The following is a 16,552-nucleotide window of genomic DNA, read 5'->3' as shown; positions in this document are numbered from 1 at the left end:
GGCTTCCGCTCTCTTGCAGACCAGTTGCGCTCTTGGCCCACAGAGCGCATCTCACGCCTGCTTCTTGCTCGTCCTGATCTCGCCACGCCGTCCCCTCATGACTCCGGCCAACTCGCCGCCCGAGCAGCCACTCGCACATCCTTGCACTACGCGATGGATGACCTTAACCATCTCGAGCTGATCGTGCTTGATGCCGTTGCCCTCGCGAATCAAATCACCAAAGCCCACTTATCTTCCATGGTGAACGCGGAAGTGGACGCCGCGACACGGGCACTTTCTCATCTGGAGGACAGCGGCCTGGTCTGGCACTCCCTCGGCGGCCTGCGCGCCGTGACCGGAGTCGCCGCTGTGTTGCGGGGCTCCCCGGGCGCCTCCGGCCTGCAGCCGTTCGCCGGCGATCCCGGGGCTGACCAGGAAGAAGTCGTACGCCGCCTGGCGGCCGTCTCCGGCGAGGCCCGCGCGATGCTGGAGGCCGTCGACGCCGCCGGCGGGCAGGCGTCCTCCTCCCGCGCGCGCCCGCGCGTCTCGGTGGCCGAGGCCTCCGGGCCGGCGGAGGAGCTGATCGCCCACGGGCTGCTGGTGTCCTCGGGCGACGGGATGCTGACCCTGCCCGGTGAGGTCGGACTCACACTCCGCGGCGGGCGGACGACGCGCGACCGGGTGGACGTCCCACCCTCGCTGCCGACCTCCGCGCGGGCGTCCGCTCTGGTCGACAGGGCGGCCGCGGGTGCCGCCTTCGAGCTCGTCCGCAACCTCGAGCTGCTCCTCGACGCCTGGGGCGCGACCCCACCCCGGTCGCTGCGCGGCGGGACCGGCCTCACGGTGCGCGACCTGAAGACGACCGCCGAGCGGCTCCACGTCACCGAGCCCACCGCGGCCCTGCTGATCGAGGTGTCCTGGTCCTCCGGCCTGCTGGGCCTGGGCACCGACGAGGAGGGCGACCCGTCCTGGATGCCGACCGAGCTCTTCGACCAGTGGCTGCAGCAGCCGCTGGCCGCCCGGTGGGCGCACGTGGCCACGGCCTGGCTCGCCTCGCCCCGGCTCCCCGGACTGGTCGGCCAGCGCGACCCAGCCGGGAAGACGTGGAACGCGCTGGCGCCCGACATGGCCGGCGCCTCGGCGGTCGAGATGCGGCGGCTGACGCTGGAGCTGCTCGCAGGCGTGCCGGAGGGCGAGGTGCTCGCCGCCGGCACCGGCCCTGCCGCCGTCGTGGCACGGCTGGCCTGGGAACGGCCGCGCCGGCCGCGCAGCCGCACCGAGTCCCGGGAGTCGCTGGTGGCCTGGACGCTCACCGAGGCGGAGACGCTCGGGCTGGCGGCGTTCGGGGGGCTGGCTGCGTACGGACGGGGGTTGGTGGCGGGTGAGGACCCGGTCCCGATCCTCGCGGGGCTGCTGCCGGAGCCGGTCGACCACGTCCTGCTGCAAGGCGACCTGACCGCGGTCGCGCCGGGGCCGCTGGAACCCGCCCTGGCCCGCACCCTGGCCGTGGTGGCGACGGTGGAGTCTCACGGCGGGGCGACGGTCTACCGGTTCACCAAGGAGTCCGTGCGCCGGGCGATGGACCGTGGCTGGACCGCCACCGAGATCCACGCGTTCCTCACCGCCGCCTCCCGCACCCCCGTGCCGCAGGCGCTGACCTACCTGGTCGATGACACGGCGCGTACGTTCGGGACGGTCCGGGTCGGGTTCGCCGCCGCCTACCTGCGCAGCGACGACGAGGCCGCGCTGGCCGAGCTGCTGGCCCATCCGGCGGCCGAGTCCCTGGGGCTGCGCCGGCTCGCGCCGACGGTCGTCGTCAGCACCGTCGCGCTCGACTCGCTCCTCCCCCGGCTGCGCGAGCTCGGCCTGGCGCCGGTCGTCGAGGCGCCCGACGGGTCGGTCCATGTGGCGCGCCCCGACGCCAAGCGCGCCAAGGCTCGCAACGCGCAGCGTCCGGCGGGTGCCCAGGAGGCCCACCTGACCGTACGCGCGACCGCGGTGGCCGCGCGCGTCAAGGCCGGCGACGAGACGGCCTCATCACGACCTTCCCCGCCCGAGCCGGCCTCGACGATGGCGATCCTGCACGAAGCCATCGATGCCGGGGAGCAGGTCGTCATCTCCTACGTCGACGGTCGCGGGGTCGCCGGCGAGGCGCGCGTCGAGCCGCTGAGCCTCGACGGCGGCTCGCTCACGGCCCGGGTCGACGACGACGAGCGCTCCTTCGCACTGTCCCGGATCAGGAGCGTCCGGCCGGCGTGAGCCGCCGCCATGAGATCTCGCGGCATCGCTCGGCCCGTAGGCTGGTCCGGTGAACGACGGCCCCCTGATCGTCCAGTCGGACAAGACGCTCCTGCTCGAGATCGACCATGCCCGGGCCGGCGAGTGCCGCAAGGCGATCGCGCCCTTCGCCGAGCTGGAGCGGTCGCCGGAGCACATCCACACCTACCGCCTCACCCCGCTGGGGCTGTGGAACGCCCGCGCGGCCGGGCACGATGCCGAGCAGGTGGTGGACACGCTGCTGGAGTTCTCGCGCTATCCCGTGCCGCACTCGCTTCTCGTCGACGTCGCCGAGACGATGGCTCGATACGGCCGGCTGCGGCTGGAGAAGAACCCGGCCAACGGGCTGGTGCTGGTCTCCTCCGACCGCGCGGTGCTGGAGGAGGTCGTCCGGGCGAAGAAGGTCTCCGGGATGCTGGGCGAGCGACTCGACGAGGACACCGTCGTCGTCCACCCCTCCGAGCGCGGCAACCTCAAGCAGGCGCTGCTCAAGATCGGCTGGCCGGCCGAGGACTACGCGGGCTACGTCGACGGCGAGGCGCACCCGATCGCGCTGGACACCACCGACTGGGCACTCCGCCCCTACCAGTCGGAAGCGGCCGAGTCCTTCTGGCACGGGGGCTCCGGCGTCGTCGTGCTCCCCTGCGGTGCCGGCAAGACGCTGGTCGGCGCCGCCGCGATGGCGCATGCTCAGGCGACCACGCTCATCCTCGTCACCAACACCGTCTCCGCGCGCCAGTGGAAGGACGAGCTCGTACGCCGCACCTCACTGACCCCGGACGAGATCGGCGAATACTCGGGGTCGGTCAAGGAGATCCGGCCGGTCACGATCGCCACCTACCAGGTGCTGACCGCCCGCCGGAAGGGCGCCTACCCCCACCTGGAGCTGCTCGACGCCCGCGACTGGGGTCTGGTCGTCTACGACGAGGTCCACCTCCTGCCCGCCCCGATCTTCCGGATGACCGCCGACCTGCAGGCCCGCCGCCGCCTCGGCCTGACCGCCACCCTGGTGCGCGAGGACGGGCGCGAGGGCGACGTCTTCTCGCTGATCGGCCCCAAGCGCTACGACGCTCCGTGGAAGGACATCGAGGCGCAGGGCTGGATCGCGCCGGCGGACTGCGTCGAGGTGCGCGTGACCCTGCCCGCCGACGAGCGGCTCGTCTACGCCACCGCCGAGCCCGACGAGCGCTACCGGATCGCCTCGTGCACGCACCACAAGATCGACGTGGTCAAGGAGATCGTCGCCTCCCACGCCGACAAGCCGACGCTGGTGATCGGGCAGTATCTCGAGCAGCTCGACGAGATCGCCGCCTCCCTCGACGCCCCGGTGATCGAGGGCAAGACGTCGGTCAAGGAGCGCCAGCGGCTCTTCGACGCCTTCCGGTCCGGTGAGATCGACCTGCTGGTCGTCTCCAAGGTCGCCAACTTCTCCATCGACCTGCCCTCGGCCGAGGTCGCGATCCAGGTCTCCGGGGCCTACGGCTCCCGCCAGGAGGAAGCCCAGCGCCTGGGCCGTCTGCTGCGCCCCGGCGACGGCAACAAGACCGCGCACTTCTACACGATCGTCTCTCGCGACACCGTCGACGCCGACTTCGCCCAGAACCGCCAGCGCTTCCTGGCCGAGCAGGGCTACGCGTACCGGATCGTCGATGCCGAGTCCCTCGGCGACCTCACCTCCTGACCTTCATTTGAATCGTTGATCGTGGCCGGATGCGGCCATATCACTGCGATCGAATGTGACGCACGCCATACTCGCTGAAGCGTTTCAATTCCTCGACCTCAGGAGTCCGCGTGCGCCGACACATCGCAGGGCTGGTCACAGCCACCCTCGCCATCGCCCTCTCGCCCGCACTGCCCCCACTCGCCGCCGGCGCCGTCCCGTCGACCGAGGACGTGGTGACGGGCACCGTCCCCGCCGTCAGCGAGCTGCGTACGAATGCGCTCGTCGATCCTCTCGGTATCGCGACGACCGCTCCCACCCTGGGATGGCAGGTCGACTCCGATCGCCGCGGGGTCACCCAGAAGGCGTACCAGATCCGGGTCGCGACCTCGGAGCGGCGGCTCACGTCACCCGACGTGTGGGACAGCCGGAAGGTGAGGTCGGGGCAGTCCGTCGACATCCGGTACGCCGGGCCCGCCCTGAAGCCGCGTACGGACTACGTGTGGTCGGTGCGGGTCTGGGACGACGAGGGTGTTGCGTCCGCATGGAGCGATCCGGCGACCTTCGCGACCGGCCTCGGGAACGAGGCGTGGACGGCGGACTGGATCGGCGCGAAGACTCCTGAGCTGGGCGCGGAGTGGACCGACTACACGATCGAGTTCACCGCCTCCGACATCGGTGGAGCGCTCGGCGTCTACTTCCGGGGCCAGAACACCGAGAACGCGTACATGTGGCAGTTCAGCGATGCCGAAGACTCGCTCCGTCCGCACGTGAAGCGCAACGGCGGATACTCCGTTCTCCCGGCCAAGCCGGTCCCGAGCGGCTTCGACTTCGCCGCCGAGCACGACTACGCGATCACCGTCGCCGGCGACACGATCACCACCTCGATCGACGGCCAGCAGCTCGACCGGCGCACCGACGCGACCTTCGCCGGGCCCGGGGTGATGGGTTTCCGCACCAGCGGGTCCGAGCACGGACTGGTCCACGACGTGACCGTCACCAGCGCGTCCGGCGCCGTTCTGGTGGACACCGACTTCCCGGCCGGCGACCGCACCTTCACCGCCGGCACCGTCACCGCCGACGGGCTCCGGGTCGACAACGCCGGCGGCGAGGCGTGGCTTCGCGGCGACGACGCGGTCCCGCTGCTGCGCAAGGAGGTCGACCTGGGATCGAAGCAGGTCACCCGCGCTCGGGTCTACGCCTCGGCACGCGGTGTCTACGAGCTGCGCCTCAACGGCAAGCGGGTCGGCGACACCGAGCTGGCGCCCGGCTGGACGGCCTACGACAGGCGCATCGACTACCAGACCTACGACGTGACGGACCTGGTGACGTCGGGCTCGAACGTGCTCGGGGCCGAGGTCGCTCCCGGTTGGTACTCCGGCAAGGTCGCGATGTTCGGCACCGACGTCTACGGCACCGCCAACTCGGTCATCGCCGAGCTCGTCATCGACTATGCCGACGGCACCAGCCGGGTCGTCCGCACCGACGACACCTGGCGCACGACCGGAGGGCCGACCCGCGAGGCCGACCTCCTCGACGGTGAGTGGTACGACGCCCGCCGCGCGGCCGAGGTCGACGGCTGGGACGAGGCCGGGTTCGACGCCCAGGACTGGGCACCGGTCGCCGTCAGGGACGAGCCGACCGACGTGCTCGAGCCGCAGACGGCCGTCGACGTACGCGTCACCGAGGAGCTCGAGACCGCCGAGCGGATCGACTCGCCGACGGACGGTGTCTACCTCTACGACCTCGGGCAGAACATGGTCGGCCACGTCCGCCTCACCGTGCAGGGCGAGAAGGGTCAGACGGTCACGATCCGTCACGGCGAGGTGCTCAACCCCGACGGCACCCTCTATACGGCCAACCTGCGCTCCGCGAAGGCCACCGACACCTACACGATCGGCTCCGACGAGCCCGAGACCTTCGAGCCGTCCTTCACCTTCCACGGCTTCCGCTACGTCGAGATCTCCGGGCTGGACGAGGCCCCCGACGCCTCCGACATCGTCGGCGTCGTGGTCGGCACCGACGGCGACCTGACCAGCACCCTGGACACCGACTCCGACCTGGTCGACCAGCTGCATCGCAACATCGTGTGGGGGATGCGCGGCAACTTCCTCTCCATCCCCACCGACACCCCGGCACGTGACGAGCGGATGGGCTGGACCGGCGACATCAACGTCTTCGCCCGCACGGCGGTCTACAACATGGACTCCGAGTCGTTCCTCACCAAGTGGCTGCAGGACCTGCGCGACACCCAGCGCCCGAACGGGTCGCTGCCCGGCGTCGCCCCGGTCGTACCCGGTCGCTTCGACGGCGGCTACGAGTCGGCCGGCTGGATGGACGCGGGCGTGCACGTGCCCTGGACGCTGTGGCAGGCCTACGGCGACACCGGCGTCATCACGGAGAACTACGACATGATGAAGCGGTACGTCGACTTCCTCGACGCCGACTCGACCGGACACATCCGGTCCGCCGGTGGCTACCTGGACTGGCTCAACCTCGACGACCCGACCCCCGCGGACGTCCTGGACACAGCGTTCGTCGCGAAGAGCACCCGGGAGTTCGCGCAGATGGCGAAGGCCGTCGGCAGGGATGCCGACGCCGCGGCGTACCAGGCCCGCTTCGAGGCCATCCGGACCGCCTACCAGCAGGCGTTCATCGCCGCTGACGGCTCCGTCAAGGGCGACAGCCAGACGGCGTACATCCTCACCCTGACCAACGACCTCGAGCCCGAGGACCGTCGCGACGCGGTCTACGACCAGTTCGTGCAGACGCTCGAGCGGCGCGACTACCACCTCTCCACCGGGTTCCTCGGTGTGGACGGGCTGCTGCCGGCGCTGACCAAGGCCGGACGCACCGACATCGCCTACCGGCTGCTGCAGCACGAGGACTACCCGTCGTGGGGCTACGAGATCGGCAAGGGCGCCACCACGATCTGGGAGCGCTGGAACTCGATCAACCCGGACGGCACCTTCAACGACGTGGGCATGAACTCCTTCAACCACTACGCCTACGGCGCCGTCGGCGAGTGGATGTATCGCACCATGGCCGGCGTCTCGGCGGCCGAGCCCGGCTATCGCAAGGTGACGATCGCACCCGAGCCCGGCGCGGGTGTCGAGCACGTCGACTACAGCCTGCAGACCCCGTACGGCACGGTGAAGAGCGCCTGGGCGACCGACGACGGGCCGATGACCCTCGAGGTGACCGTCCCGGCGAACACGACCGCCGAGGTCCGGATCCCGGCCGCCAACCGCTGGGCGGTGACCGAGGGCGGATCGCCGATCGAGAACTCGGAGGACGTCGAGTTCGTGCGCTACGACGGCAACGCGCACGTGGTCGTCCTGGAGATCGGGTCCGGCGACTACAGCTTCAGGGTCGCGCCCGCGCTCGGTGACATCGGTGCCGCCCGGGCCGAAGCCGCCGAGGCGGCTGTGGACGTCTCCTCGCTGTCGCTCAACGGTCCCGCCGGCAGGGCCGCCAAGCGCGACCTCGCGAATCGGACCGCATCCCTGCGCGCCGAGATCGGCGAGGCATGGGATCTCGCCGCCCGTGACGCCGACGAGGAGCGGATCGCCGAGGCGGTCCACCGCGCCCTCGCGGCGGTCGCGAACCTGGACCGGACAGTTCGGATGTACGCCGACAACGGCACCCTCTCCGAAGCGACCGCGACCGGCCTGCGCAACCGGCTGACGGCGATCGGGAAGAGCCTCTCCCGAGCATCGGCCAGGTTGGTCGGCGCGGTCGCCACGCTGCAGGTGCCCGCGGACGAGGTGCTCCCCGGTGATGCCGTCGAGGTCTCGGTGCGAGTCGACAACTCCGGCAAGCAGTCGCTGAAGGAGGTCGCCTCGTCGCTCACGCTGCCGGAGGGCTGGACGGCGGAACCGGTCGGCGCCCACACCGACACCGTGCCCGCCGGTGGCCAGGTCGAGCACACCTACGAGGTGAGCGTGCCCGGAGATGCTGCCGTGGGTCCTGTCGACCTGACCGGGCAGCTGTCCTACAGCCGCTCGGGTGGCACCGCCACGCTGCCGGTGGGAGGCACCCTCCTGGTCGGCTCCGGAGTGCAGATCACCGCGACGTCGAGCGCCCCGGCGTCGGTCGACGGCGGGCAGACCGCGACGATCACCACCACGCTGCACAACCGCAGCGGCGTCACCCAGCGCGGCGACCTGTCGCTGGCCGGACCCGGTGGCTGGTCGGCGGAGCCGGCGGGCTTCGAGATCCCGGCAGGCCAGGACGCCGACATCGACATCGAGGTCGTCGTGCCGCAGACGGTCGTGGCAGGTCCGGTCTCCCTGACCGTCTCGACCGGAGCCACACCGACGGAGCAGGCGGCAGCCACCGTGACCGTCGGCCTCGCGACGCCACCGGCGGACTCGACCGACCACATCGATCTCGGCGAGACGACCTCGGAGTCGGCCCACGGGCTGACCGCCTCCGAGCGGTCGGGGACCAATCAGGAGGCCGGTCTGACCCGCCGCTACACACACTCCTCCTACCCCGGCGGCTGGTTCGAGCTCGACGCCGCGGTGCCGGTGGACCGACGGTTCGTGGTCCGCGTCGTCGAGACGTTCGACGGTGCGCGACGCAAGACCTACGACGTCGAGCTGGACGGCCAGGTCGCGCACAGCGTCGACCTGACCCGCACGGCCGGCGGCCAGGGCACCATGACCCACCAGTTCCTGGTGGAGCCCTCGGCACTGACCGCTGACGGCTCGATGCGGATCCGGTTCCAGGACACCGGCGCCGACTACGACCCGTCGGTCGCAGACGTGTGGGTGGTGCCGGTGGGGTGAGGCTCATCCGAGCGCCACGACGCGCAGCTGATGAGGCGGCGGGCAGTTCGCGACCCACTGGTCCCGGCACTCCGGGCACAGCAGATAGGTGTGGGTGCAGCGGTCGTCGGGACAGATCACGGTCACGGCGTACGCCGCCGCCTCGCCACAAGGCTCTGCGTCGCTGTCCGGGCTGCCACAGCTGCACTCGCAGGCGGGCCGCTCGCCGAGCTCCTCCTCGAGCCGCTCGATCTCCTCATCGATGGTCGTGCTGATGGTCATGACATCTCCTCCGGCTGGATCGGATGTCGTCCTCACCACCACCTAAGCAGAGGCCACCGACATTTCTGCCTCGTGGATCGTGGTCTCGAAAGCGAGGTCGGACCGGGAGCCGCCGACCGGGCTCAGCCGCACCACGACCCCGGTCGCGACGTCCAGCGCGATGTCGTACGCCTCGGGGTAGACCGTCCCCGCGGGCGGCTCCCATTCCGGGGCCCCGTCGCCGTACTCGTACCAGTCGGAGATCCGTGACCACAGCAGCGGACAGCACCCGCACCGCGGCTCGTACCCCTCACCGGGCACGGCCCGCGCCCACCAGGTCTCCCGGCCGGCCAGCGGCTCCGAGCGCAGGTCGCTCAGCGTCACATCTTCCGACAGCTCCTCGGGATCGAGCATCGACACGAACACGTAGTTGTCCCACATCGGGTCGTCGATGTCGTGGGTGTAGGCGCGCGGCCGGCTCGCCACGAGACCGTCGGCGCGCAGAACCGGCTCCGGAAGCGCGCTCGCCTCCTCCTCGACGACTCGATCGCCCCGGGCGTCGCGGACCCGCAGCCGGCCGGGCCGGCGCAGCCAGCACTCGACGTCCACGTCCGGCCACGTCCGCCAGGTGAAGTGCAGTGCGGTGAAGCGCCACGGCGACGATCGGGCGAGCGCGCGGAACGTGTCCTCGGTCAGCTCAGCTTCCATCCGACCCACCCTCGTCCAGCCAGCGGCCGTTCCGCATCAGATGACGTCCCTCGAGCTCGTTCTCCTCGCGCCAGGCCTGGACCTTGGTCGGCCGGACCCGGATCAGGCTGTCGGCCCAGCGGCTCGGGTCGCCACCCTGCTTGGCCGCGTAGATCTCGAGGACCCGCGGCGGCGTACGCTCCATCGGCTCGACCTCGGCGCGACCGTCGATGATCACGACGTCGCGCAGCTCGCCGAGCGCGAGACGCACGGCCGGCGAGGCGGAGAGGTTCCGCTGCGTACGCGCCCCGCCCATGCTCGCGATCCAGATCTCGCCCTCCCACCACACGAAGGAGATCGGCACCAGCCACGGCTGGTCGTCGTGCGCCGACGCGATCCACAGGTCGACGTCGTTCTCCAGACGGGCGCGGGTGTCGGCGAGTCTCTGGTCGAGTGAGCGAGGGTCAGCCATGGCCGCACCCTAGTCGCCGACCGAGCGGGCGACCTACGGCTTTCTGGGGAGTTCTGGAGGAGGATGGGCGCATGGAGACCTGGGAGTTCGAGGCCGAGCTGTGGCCGTGGAAGGGCGAGACCGATGCCTGGATCTTCGTGACCGCTCCGCCCGAGGTCACCGAGGAGATCCGGGAGGCGTCGGTCGCGACCGGCCCGCCCCGCGGCTTCGGTTCGGTGAGGGTCGAGGCGCGGATCGGCACGACCATCTGGAGAACGTCCGTCTTCCCAGGTCAGGAAGGCTATGCGCTGCCGATCAAGAAGGCCGTACGCCGCAAGGAGGACCTCCAGGTCGGCGACCGCGCGCTCGTGTCCATCACCCTCGTCTGACGCCCGCGGGACCAGGCACAGGCGGGTGGAGACGGGTCGGCGCTAGCCGCGGCCCTTGAGCCGGGAGCGAAGCACGAGCCGGGCCGCCGGGCCGAGATCCTCGATGACCTCGACGAGCGAGCCGAGCTGCTCGAGGGCGGCGAAGGCCGAATCGGCGCCGGGGCGGTCCACCCCGTCGTACATGAGCAGGCCGACGAACGCCGAGCTGATCGCGCGCGACAGGCCGGGCGCGTCCACCACGCTCTCGACCGGGCTCCCCTCGAGCGCACGGGCGACCGCGGCCTCGATCTCCTCGTTCCACCGGCCCATCGCATAGCGACCTGTCTCGGCCAGCGTCTTGTCCCGCTGCGCACCGGCCAGCAGCTGCGACATCACCGTGATGTTGCCCGCGGCTCGCTCCCGCTCGTGGAGAACCCGCCCGAGCGCCAGCAGCTCGCTCAGCGAGGTCACCTCGGCGAGCTCGTCGCGGTAGGACGCCGCCGCCTCGTCGGTCGCCGCCCGGCACGCCTGGTCGACCAGGTCCATGACGGTCCCGAAGTGGTAGAAGACCAGCGCCTGGTTGACCCCCGCCCGGTCGGCGACCGCCCGCGCCGAGACACCGGCGATCCCGTCCTCCTTGAGCAGGTCGGTGACCGCCGACATCAGCTTGGCCTTGGTGGGGTTCATTCTGCGGCGGGCTCCTGGGTGACGAGCAGGTCGAAGAGGATCAGCACGCAGCCGAGTATGCCCCCGCAGGCGAGCGCCAACAGCATGGCCACGGCGACGACGCCCGGCTCGGACGCCCCGGTATCCGACAGGCCCACCACGGCGCTCGAGATGCTGCAGACCATGCCCAGGGCGACGGCTCCGATCACCGTGTGCTGGAGCGGGATCCGTACGCCGCGTATCACGGCTTCTCCGAACCAGGCCGCCACCGCCCCGGAGAGGCCGGCGATGGCGAGCAGGGCGCCGATGCTCTCACCCGCAACGCCCGGGCCGTCGTTCTCGACGAACATCGCGAACCCCAGCGCGAAGGTGATCCCGAACCCCACGAGGCCGGGCCAGATCCGGTCGAAGACCGGCGACGACGGCAACAGCACGGCCGGCGCGACCAGTGCCGAGGCGATCAGTCCCACGACGGCGCCGACGAAGCCGCCGTACCAAGCGCCCATGAGCGTCCCGAAGACCGGCACCATCACGCTCCCCACGCCTCCTCCGACAACCACACCGAGGACGGCTCCGAAGAACCACCACCGGCACAACGCCCAGAACACAGACCACATCCGCTCCGCCACGTACGCCTCCTCGAGTCATTTGAGCGATCGCTCAAATCTAAGGTAGCGCAGATCTTGAGCGATCGCTCAAATAGGTTCTAAGGTCGCTCGTATGAAGATCGTGATCCCCGGCGGAACCGGCCAGGTCGGAGGCGTCCTGCGACGTGCCTGGAGCACTCGCGGACATGAGGTCGTGGTGCTCTCCCGCCACCCGGAAGTACTGGAGGACGGCGTACGCCACCGCCTCTGGGACGGCCGCACGATCGGTCCGTGGGCCGAGGAGATCGACGGCGCGGACGTGGTGGTCAACCTCGCGGGCCGGACGGTCAGCTGCCGCTACACCGCTGCCAACCTGACGCAGATGATGGACTCGCGGGTCGAGTCGACCCGGGTCGTCGGCGAGGCCATCGCGAGGGCGGCCGACCCGCCGAACGTCTGGCTGCAGATGAGCACCGCGACGATCTACGCCCACCGCTTCGACGCGCCCAACGACGAGGCCACCGGCATCATCGGCGGCGACGAGCCGGACGTGCCCGGCTACTGGGAGTTCTCGACGCGCATCGCCAAGCACTGGGAGGCCGAGCAGGCCGCGGCGGCGACCCCGCAGACCCGCAAGGTGGCGCTCCGCTCGGCGATGGTGATGAGCCCCGACAAGGGCGGTGTCCTCGACGTACTTCTCACCATGGCCCGCCTCGGCCTCGGCGGCCCGGTCGCCGGCGGCGAGCAGTTCGTCTCGTGGATCCACGAGCGGGACTTCGTACGCGCCTGCGATCTGCTCATCGAGCGCGCCGACATCTCCGGGCCGGTGAACATGGCGGCCCCCGGATCGCTGCCCCAGCGCGACCTGATGCGCGTGCTGCGCACGGAGGCCGGGATGCCCATCGGGCTGCCCGCCACCGCCTGGATGGCCGAGATCGGCGCCTGGGTGATGCGTTCGGACACCGAGCTGCTCCTCAAGAGCCGGCGCGTCGCCCCGGGACGGCTGCTCGAGGCGGGCTTCGAGTTCGAGCTCCCCGAGTGGGAGGCGGCCGCCCGCGACCTCGTCGCCCGAGCACGGCGGCGGAGAAACCATTCGCATCGCGCGCATGCGGGGAGCACGATGGACGGGTGACCCGCGCGACCTGGCAGCCCCGACCCGACGACGCCGAGACCCTGAGACGGTTCTTCGGCAAGGACGGGCGGCTGCTCACGATCCCGTCGAAGCACGTCAAGAAGCTGGTCGTGCTCAACCAGCTCGCGCAGTCCTTCGAGCTCGGGAAGGTCTATCCCGAGCGGGAGGTCAACGAGATCCTGGGCCGCTTCCACGAGGACGTCGCCGCCCTGCGCCGCTACCTCTACGAGGAGGGGTTCATGATGCGCGAGGGCGGCTTCTACTGGCGCGATGGCGGGAGCGTCGACATCTGAGCGGCGACGCCTCTGCCCGATCGGGCATGATGCGCCCCATGACGATGCCGGACCAGTCGGGCCAGCCGGTGCCCGGACAGCCGCCCGTGGGGTGGATCGACCTGACCATCCAGGGCAGCCACATGACCTCCAACCTGATCGTGCCGACGGTGCTGCTCAACGGCCACCAGATGCCGACGCAGTACGGACGCAACGTCTTCCCGGTGCCGCCGGGCCGTTGGAACGTCGACATGTACACCCAGTGGACCTGGAAGTTCGGCAAGGCGTCGCTGAGCTGTGACGTCGCCGAGGGGCAGACGGTGCCGGTCTTCTACGCCTCTCCGCTGACCGGGTTCAGCAAGGGTGCGATCGGGCACGTCAAGCAGCGCAAGCCCGGCGTCCTCGGGTTCGTCCTCATGATGGTCGTGCTGGTGCTCATCATCGTGGCCGTCGTGGGCCTGGGCGTCGTCGCCGGCTGACGACCGCGCGGGGACACGAGCCGAACTGTCGGTGCCCACCGATAGCGTCAGCACTGTGACCACCACCGAACCGCGCGGCCGAAGCGAAGCCCGGGGCAACCGACGGGGCTTCGCGGTCCTCGACGTCGAGACCACCGGGCTCGACCCCTACCGCGACCGCGTGATCCAGGTGGCGATCCGCCAGATCGCCGCGGACGGCACCGCCGAGTCGGAGTGGGAGACGCTGGTGAACCCGGGCGCCGGCGTCGACCCGGGGCCGGTCGAGGTCCACGGCCTGACCAGCGCCCATCTCGCGGGCGCCCCGCCCTTCCGGGACGTCGCCGCCATGATTGCCGAGCGCCTCGCCGGCCGGGTCTTCGTGGCCCACAACGCCGCGTTCGACTGGGCGTTCGTGGCCGTGGAGTCCGACCGTGCCGGTGTGCGGCTGGAGGTCCTGGACTGGTTGTGCACGATGCGGTTCGCGAAGGCGCTCGCCCTCGACGTGCCGGACAAGTCGCTGGCCACCATCGCCGCCTACTACGCGGTCGAGCAGCTGAAGGCGCACGACGCCGGTGACGACACCCGGGTGGCCGCGGAGATCCTGCTGCGCGAGCTGGCCGACGCCGACCGGGCCGGCCTCACGCTGCCGCTGGTCGCGTGCAACAGCGCGCGACACCGGCTGAAGCGAACCGTGCGCCGCTGGTTCAGCCGCCTCGCTCGACCATCTCGTTGAGATCGTCCCATCACGCGGGACGTCTCCCGAACAAATGCAACCGGAGGACCCCGTTCGGGCATCAGTATGTCGTCGGCCCGATCTAACCTGGAGGGCCCTGGTCCGGAGCGAGGCGATGAAGATGGTCAAGCGGGCATTGATCGCGGGGGCGCTCGCCGCCCTGCTGGCAACCACGTTCGCAGCATGCGCCACCGAGCCGGCCGCCGCCCCCGAGGCCAGCGCCTCGACCGCCGGCTCCTCCTCGGCGAGCCCGTCGCCGAGCGCCACGCCCACCCCGACTCCCAGCGCGAAGCCCAAGCCCAGGCCGAAGCCGTCCCCCACCTCGGGCCCGCGGCTGTTCGGCAAGGGCGACAGCGGCGACGACGTACGTGACCTGCAGGCGCGCCTGAAGCAGATCGGATGGTTCAACGCCGGCGTGACCGGGTTCTACGGCAACGTCACCACCGAGGCCGTCTCCGGATTCCAGGCCAAGCGCGGCATCGCGGTCACCGGCTTCGTGGACCAGACGACCCTCGACCGGCTCCACGCGATGACCCGCGAGCCGACCGCGGCCGAGCTGACCGACGCCCCGCCCCCGGTCCCGGCGGGCAAGCTCGACCCGCGCTGCCTGACCGGCCGGGTGATGTGCATCGACAAGTCCACCTCGATGCTGCGCTGGGTGATCGGCGGCACGGTGCAGATGAGCGTCGAGGTGCGGTTCGGCTCGCAGGAGCTGCCCACCCGCGAGGGCCAGTTCTCGGTCTTCGCCAAGAGCCGCGACCACGTCTCCTCCATCTACAAGACCCCGATGCCGTTCGCGATGTTCTTCTCCGGCGGCCAGGCGGTCCACTACTCCCCCGACTTCGCCGCCAACGGCTACAACGGCGCCTCCCACGGCTGCGTGAACGTGCGCGACTACGGCGCCATCACCTCGCTCTACGACCAGGTGAACATCGGCGACGGCGTCGTCATCTACTGGTCCTGAGAACCGCCACGGACCGGCGTCCGGCCCTCGGGCGCGATTGAGGAGGCGTACGCCGCGCGCCTTAGGCTTGAGCCATGAAGGCGCTGCTCCTGGAGAACATCCATCCCGTCGCTGTCGAGAACCTCGAGAAGGCCGGCTTCGAGGTCGAGCTGCGCAGCAAGTCCCTCTCCGAGGACGAGCTGGTGGCCGACCTGCCCGGCGTGACGCTGCTCGGCATCCGCTCCAACACCCACATCACCCCGCGGGTGCTGGACGCGGCCACCGACCTCAAGGCGATCGGCTGCTTCTGCATCGGCACCAACCAGGTCGACCTGACCGAAGCCGCCGAGCGCGGCGTCGCCGTCTTCAACGCCCCCTACTCCAACACCCGCTCGGTCGTCGAGCTGGTCATCGGCTACATCATCTCCCTGGCCCGACGGCTGCCGGAGAAGACCGAGAAGATGCACGCCGGCGTCTGGGACAAGTCCGCGAAGGGCTCCCACGAGGTCCGTGGCCGCACGCTCGGCATCATCGGCTACGGCAACATCGGCACCCAGCTGTCCAACGTCGCCGAGGCACTGGGGATGTACGTCATCTTCTACGACATCGCCGACCGCCTCGCCCACGGCAACGCACGCCGGATGAAGTCCCTCGACGCGCTCCTCGCGGAGGCCGACGTGGTCTCCATCCACATCGACGGACGCCCGGGCAACCTGGGCATGTTCGGCGAGGAGCAGTTCGCGAAGATGAAGCCGCGCTCGCTCTTCATCAATGCCGCACGTGGCTTCCTGGTCGACAACGACGCGCTGCGCAAGCACATCGAGTCCGGACACATCGCCGGCGCCGCGCTCGACGTCTTCCCGATCGAGCCCAAGGCCCAGGGCGACGCCTTCGAGAGCCCGCTCCAGGGTCTCGACAACGTCATCCTGACCCCCCACGTGGGCGGCTCCACGCAGGAGGCCCAGGAGGAGATCGGCTGGTTCGTCTCCGGCAAGCTGCGCGACTTCATCGGCTCCGGTTCGACCGCCCTGAGCGTCAACCTGCCGGCCGTCCAGCCCCCGCCGATGGCGGAGGGCTCGCGACTCGCGCTGCTGCACGACAGCGTCCCCGGCGTGCTCGCCGAGCTCAACAACCTGCTCGCCTCCGAGGGCGTCAACGTGACCGGTCAATACCTGGCCACCAGCGGCGAGACGGGCTTCGTGGTCACCGATGTGACCAGCGTGCCGCCCACGACGCTGGAGAAGATCGCGGGCAACCCGCACACCAGGTGGGTGCGCGCCTACCACGCCTGACGCTAGCGTTCTGG

Annotated in this window: 15 protein-coding genes; 10 read left to right on the top strand and 5 right to left on the bottom strand. The window is 70.6% G+C overall.

The window, feature by feature from the left end; translation table 11 throughout:
* Nucleotides 1-237: 237 nt before the first annotated feature.
* The 3 genes from OG984_RS25205 (at nucleotide 238) to OG984_RS25195 (ending at nucleotide 8,709) form a co-directional block, all read left to right on the top strand.
* On the top strand, nucleotides 238-2,238 hold the full coding sequence (locus OG984_RS25205; RefSeq protein WP_328528901.1) for a helicase-associated domain-containing protein: 2,001 nt from the start codon (nucleotides 238-240) through the stop codon (nucleotides 2,236-2,238).
* Between the two features lie 49 nt (nucleotides 2,239-2,287).
* On the top strand, nucleotides 2,288-3,937 hold the full coding sequence (locus OG984_RS25200; protein WP_328528900.1) for a DNA repair helicase XPB: 1,650 nt from the start codon (nucleotides 2,288-2,290) through the stop codon (nucleotides 3,935-3,937).
* A 110-nt stretch (nucleotides 3,938-4,047) separates the two neighbouring features.
* Nucleotides 4,048-8,709: a family 78 glycoside hydrolase catalytic domain gene (locus OG984_RS25195; protein WP_328528899.1), complete on the top strand. Its 4,662-nt coding sequence runs from the start codon at nucleotides 4,048-4,050 to the stop codon at nucleotides 8,707-8,709.
* 3 nt (nucleotides 8,710-8,712) lie between these two features.
* Here OG984_RS25195 and OG984_RS25190 read toward each other — a convergent pair whose 3' ends face one another.
* The 3 genes from OG984_RS25190 to OG984_RS25180 are packed head-to-tail and all read right to left on the bottom strand — an operon-like array spanning nucleotide 8,713 to nucleotide 10,108.
* A complete protein-coding gene (locus tag OG984_RS25190; protein ID WP_328528898.1) occupies nucleotides 8,713-8,970 on the bottom strand; it encodes a hypothetical protein in 258 nt (85 codons plus the stop codon).
* A 42-nt stretch (nucleotides 8,971-9,012) separates the two neighbouring features.
* On the bottom strand, nucleotides 9,013-9,657 hold the full coding sequence (locus tag OG984_RS25185) for a hypothetical protein (protein ID WP_328528897.1): 645 nt from the start codon (nucleotides 9,655-9,657) through the stop codon (nucleotides 9,013-9,015).
* Nucleotides 9,647-10,108 carry a pyridoxamine 5'-phosphate oxidase family protein gene (locus tag OG984_RS25180; protein WP_328528896.1) on the bottom strand — a complete coding sequence of 154 codons (462 nt, stop codon included), beginning with the start codon at nucleotides 10,106-10,108 and terminating at the stop codon, nucleotides 9,647-9,649. Before OG984_RS25180 ends, OG984_RS25185 begins: the two co-directional genes overlap by 11 nt.
* A gap of 71 nt (nucleotides 10,109-10,179) precedes the next feature.
* Here OG984_RS25180 and OG984_RS25175 point away from each other — a divergent pair, with 71 nt between their 5' ends.
* Entirely contained in the window at nucleotides 10,180-10,476 is a 297-nt protein-coding gene (locus tag OG984_RS25175; RefSeq protein ID WP_008360921.1) for a DUF1905 domain-containing protein, read from the top strand.
* 42 nt (nucleotides 10,477-10,518) lie between these two features.
* On the opposite strand, the gene OG984_RS25170 is transcribed toward OG984_RS25175, so the two are convergent.
* Complete coding sequence (locus tag OG984_RS25170; RefSeq protein ID WP_196872800.1) at nucleotides 10,519-11,142, bottom strand: TetR/AcrR family transcriptional regulator; 624 nt, start codon at nucleotides 11,140-11,142, stop codon at nucleotides 10,519-10,521.
* Nucleotides 11,139-11,750, bottom strand: coding sequence for a hypothetical protein (locus OG984_RS25165; RefSeq protein WP_328528895.1), 612 nt, complete (start codon nucleotides 11,748-11,750; stop codon nucleotides 11,139-11,141). The genes OG984_RS25170 and OG984_RS25165 overlap by 4 nt, the downstream gene beginning before the upstream one ends.
* Nucleotides 11,751-11,841: 91 nt before the next feature.
* Here OG984_RS25165 and OG984_RS25160 point away from each other — a divergent pair, with 91 nt between their 5' ends.
* The 6 genes from OG984_RS25160 to serA all read left to right on the top strand — a co-directional run bounded on the left by OG984_RS25160 (nucleotide 11,842) and on the right by serA (nucleotide 16,538).
* Nucleotides 11,842-12,840, top strand: coding sequence for a TIGR01777 family oxidoreductase (locus OG984_RS25160; RefSeq protein WP_328528894.1), 999 nt, complete (start codon nucleotides 11,842-11,844; stop codon nucleotides 12,838-12,840).
* On the top strand, nucleotides 12,837-13,133 hold the full coding sequence (locus OG984_RS25155; RefSeq protein ID WP_196872797.1) for a DUF2087 domain-containing protein: 297 nt from the start codon (nucleotides 12,837-12,839) through the stop codon (nucleotides 13,131-13,133). Before OG984_RS25160 ends, OG984_RS25155 begins: the two co-directional genes overlap by 4 nt.
* Before the next feature lie 38 nt (nucleotides 13,134-13,171).
* Nucleotides 13,172-13,591 (top strand): hypothetical protein, encoded by a 420-nt coding sequence (locus OG984_RS25150; RefSeq protein ID WP_328528893.1) that lies wholly within the window; start codon nucleotides 13,172-13,174, stop codon nucleotides 13,589-13,591.
* A gap of 55 nt (nucleotides 13,592-13,646) precedes the next feature.
* Nucleotides 13,647-14,303, top strand: a complete 657-nt coding sequence (locus tag OG984_RS25145; RefSeq protein ID WP_328528892.1) for an exonuclease domain-containing protein — start codon at nucleotides 13,647-13,649, stop codon at nucleotides 14,301-14,303.
* A gap of 115 nt (nucleotides 14,304-14,418) precedes the next feature.
* Nucleotides 14,419-15,267 (top strand): L,D-transpeptidase family protein, encoded by an 849-nt coding sequence (locus tag OG984_RS25140; protein ID WP_328528891.1) that lies wholly within the window; start codon nucleotides 14,419-14,421, stop codon nucleotides 15,265-15,267.
* Between the two features lie 74 nt (nucleotides 15,268-15,341).
* Nucleotides 15,342-16,538 carry a phosphoglycerate dehydrogenase gene (gene serA, locus OG984_RS25135; protein ID WP_328528890.1) on the top strand — a complete coding sequence of 399 codons (1,197 nt, stop codon included), beginning with the start codon at nucleotides 15,342-15,344 and terminating at the stop codon, nucleotides 16,536-16,538.
* Nucleotides 16,539-16,552 lie beyond the last annotated feature (14 nt).

The organism is Nocardioides sp. NBC_00368 (assembly GCF_036090055.1).
GTDB lineage: Bacteria > Actinomycetota > Actinomycetes > Propionibacteriales > Nocardioidaceae > Nocardioides.
The sequence above is the reverse complement of the archived record's forward strand: the minus strand, read 5'-3'. Positions and strand labels throughout refer to the sequence as shown.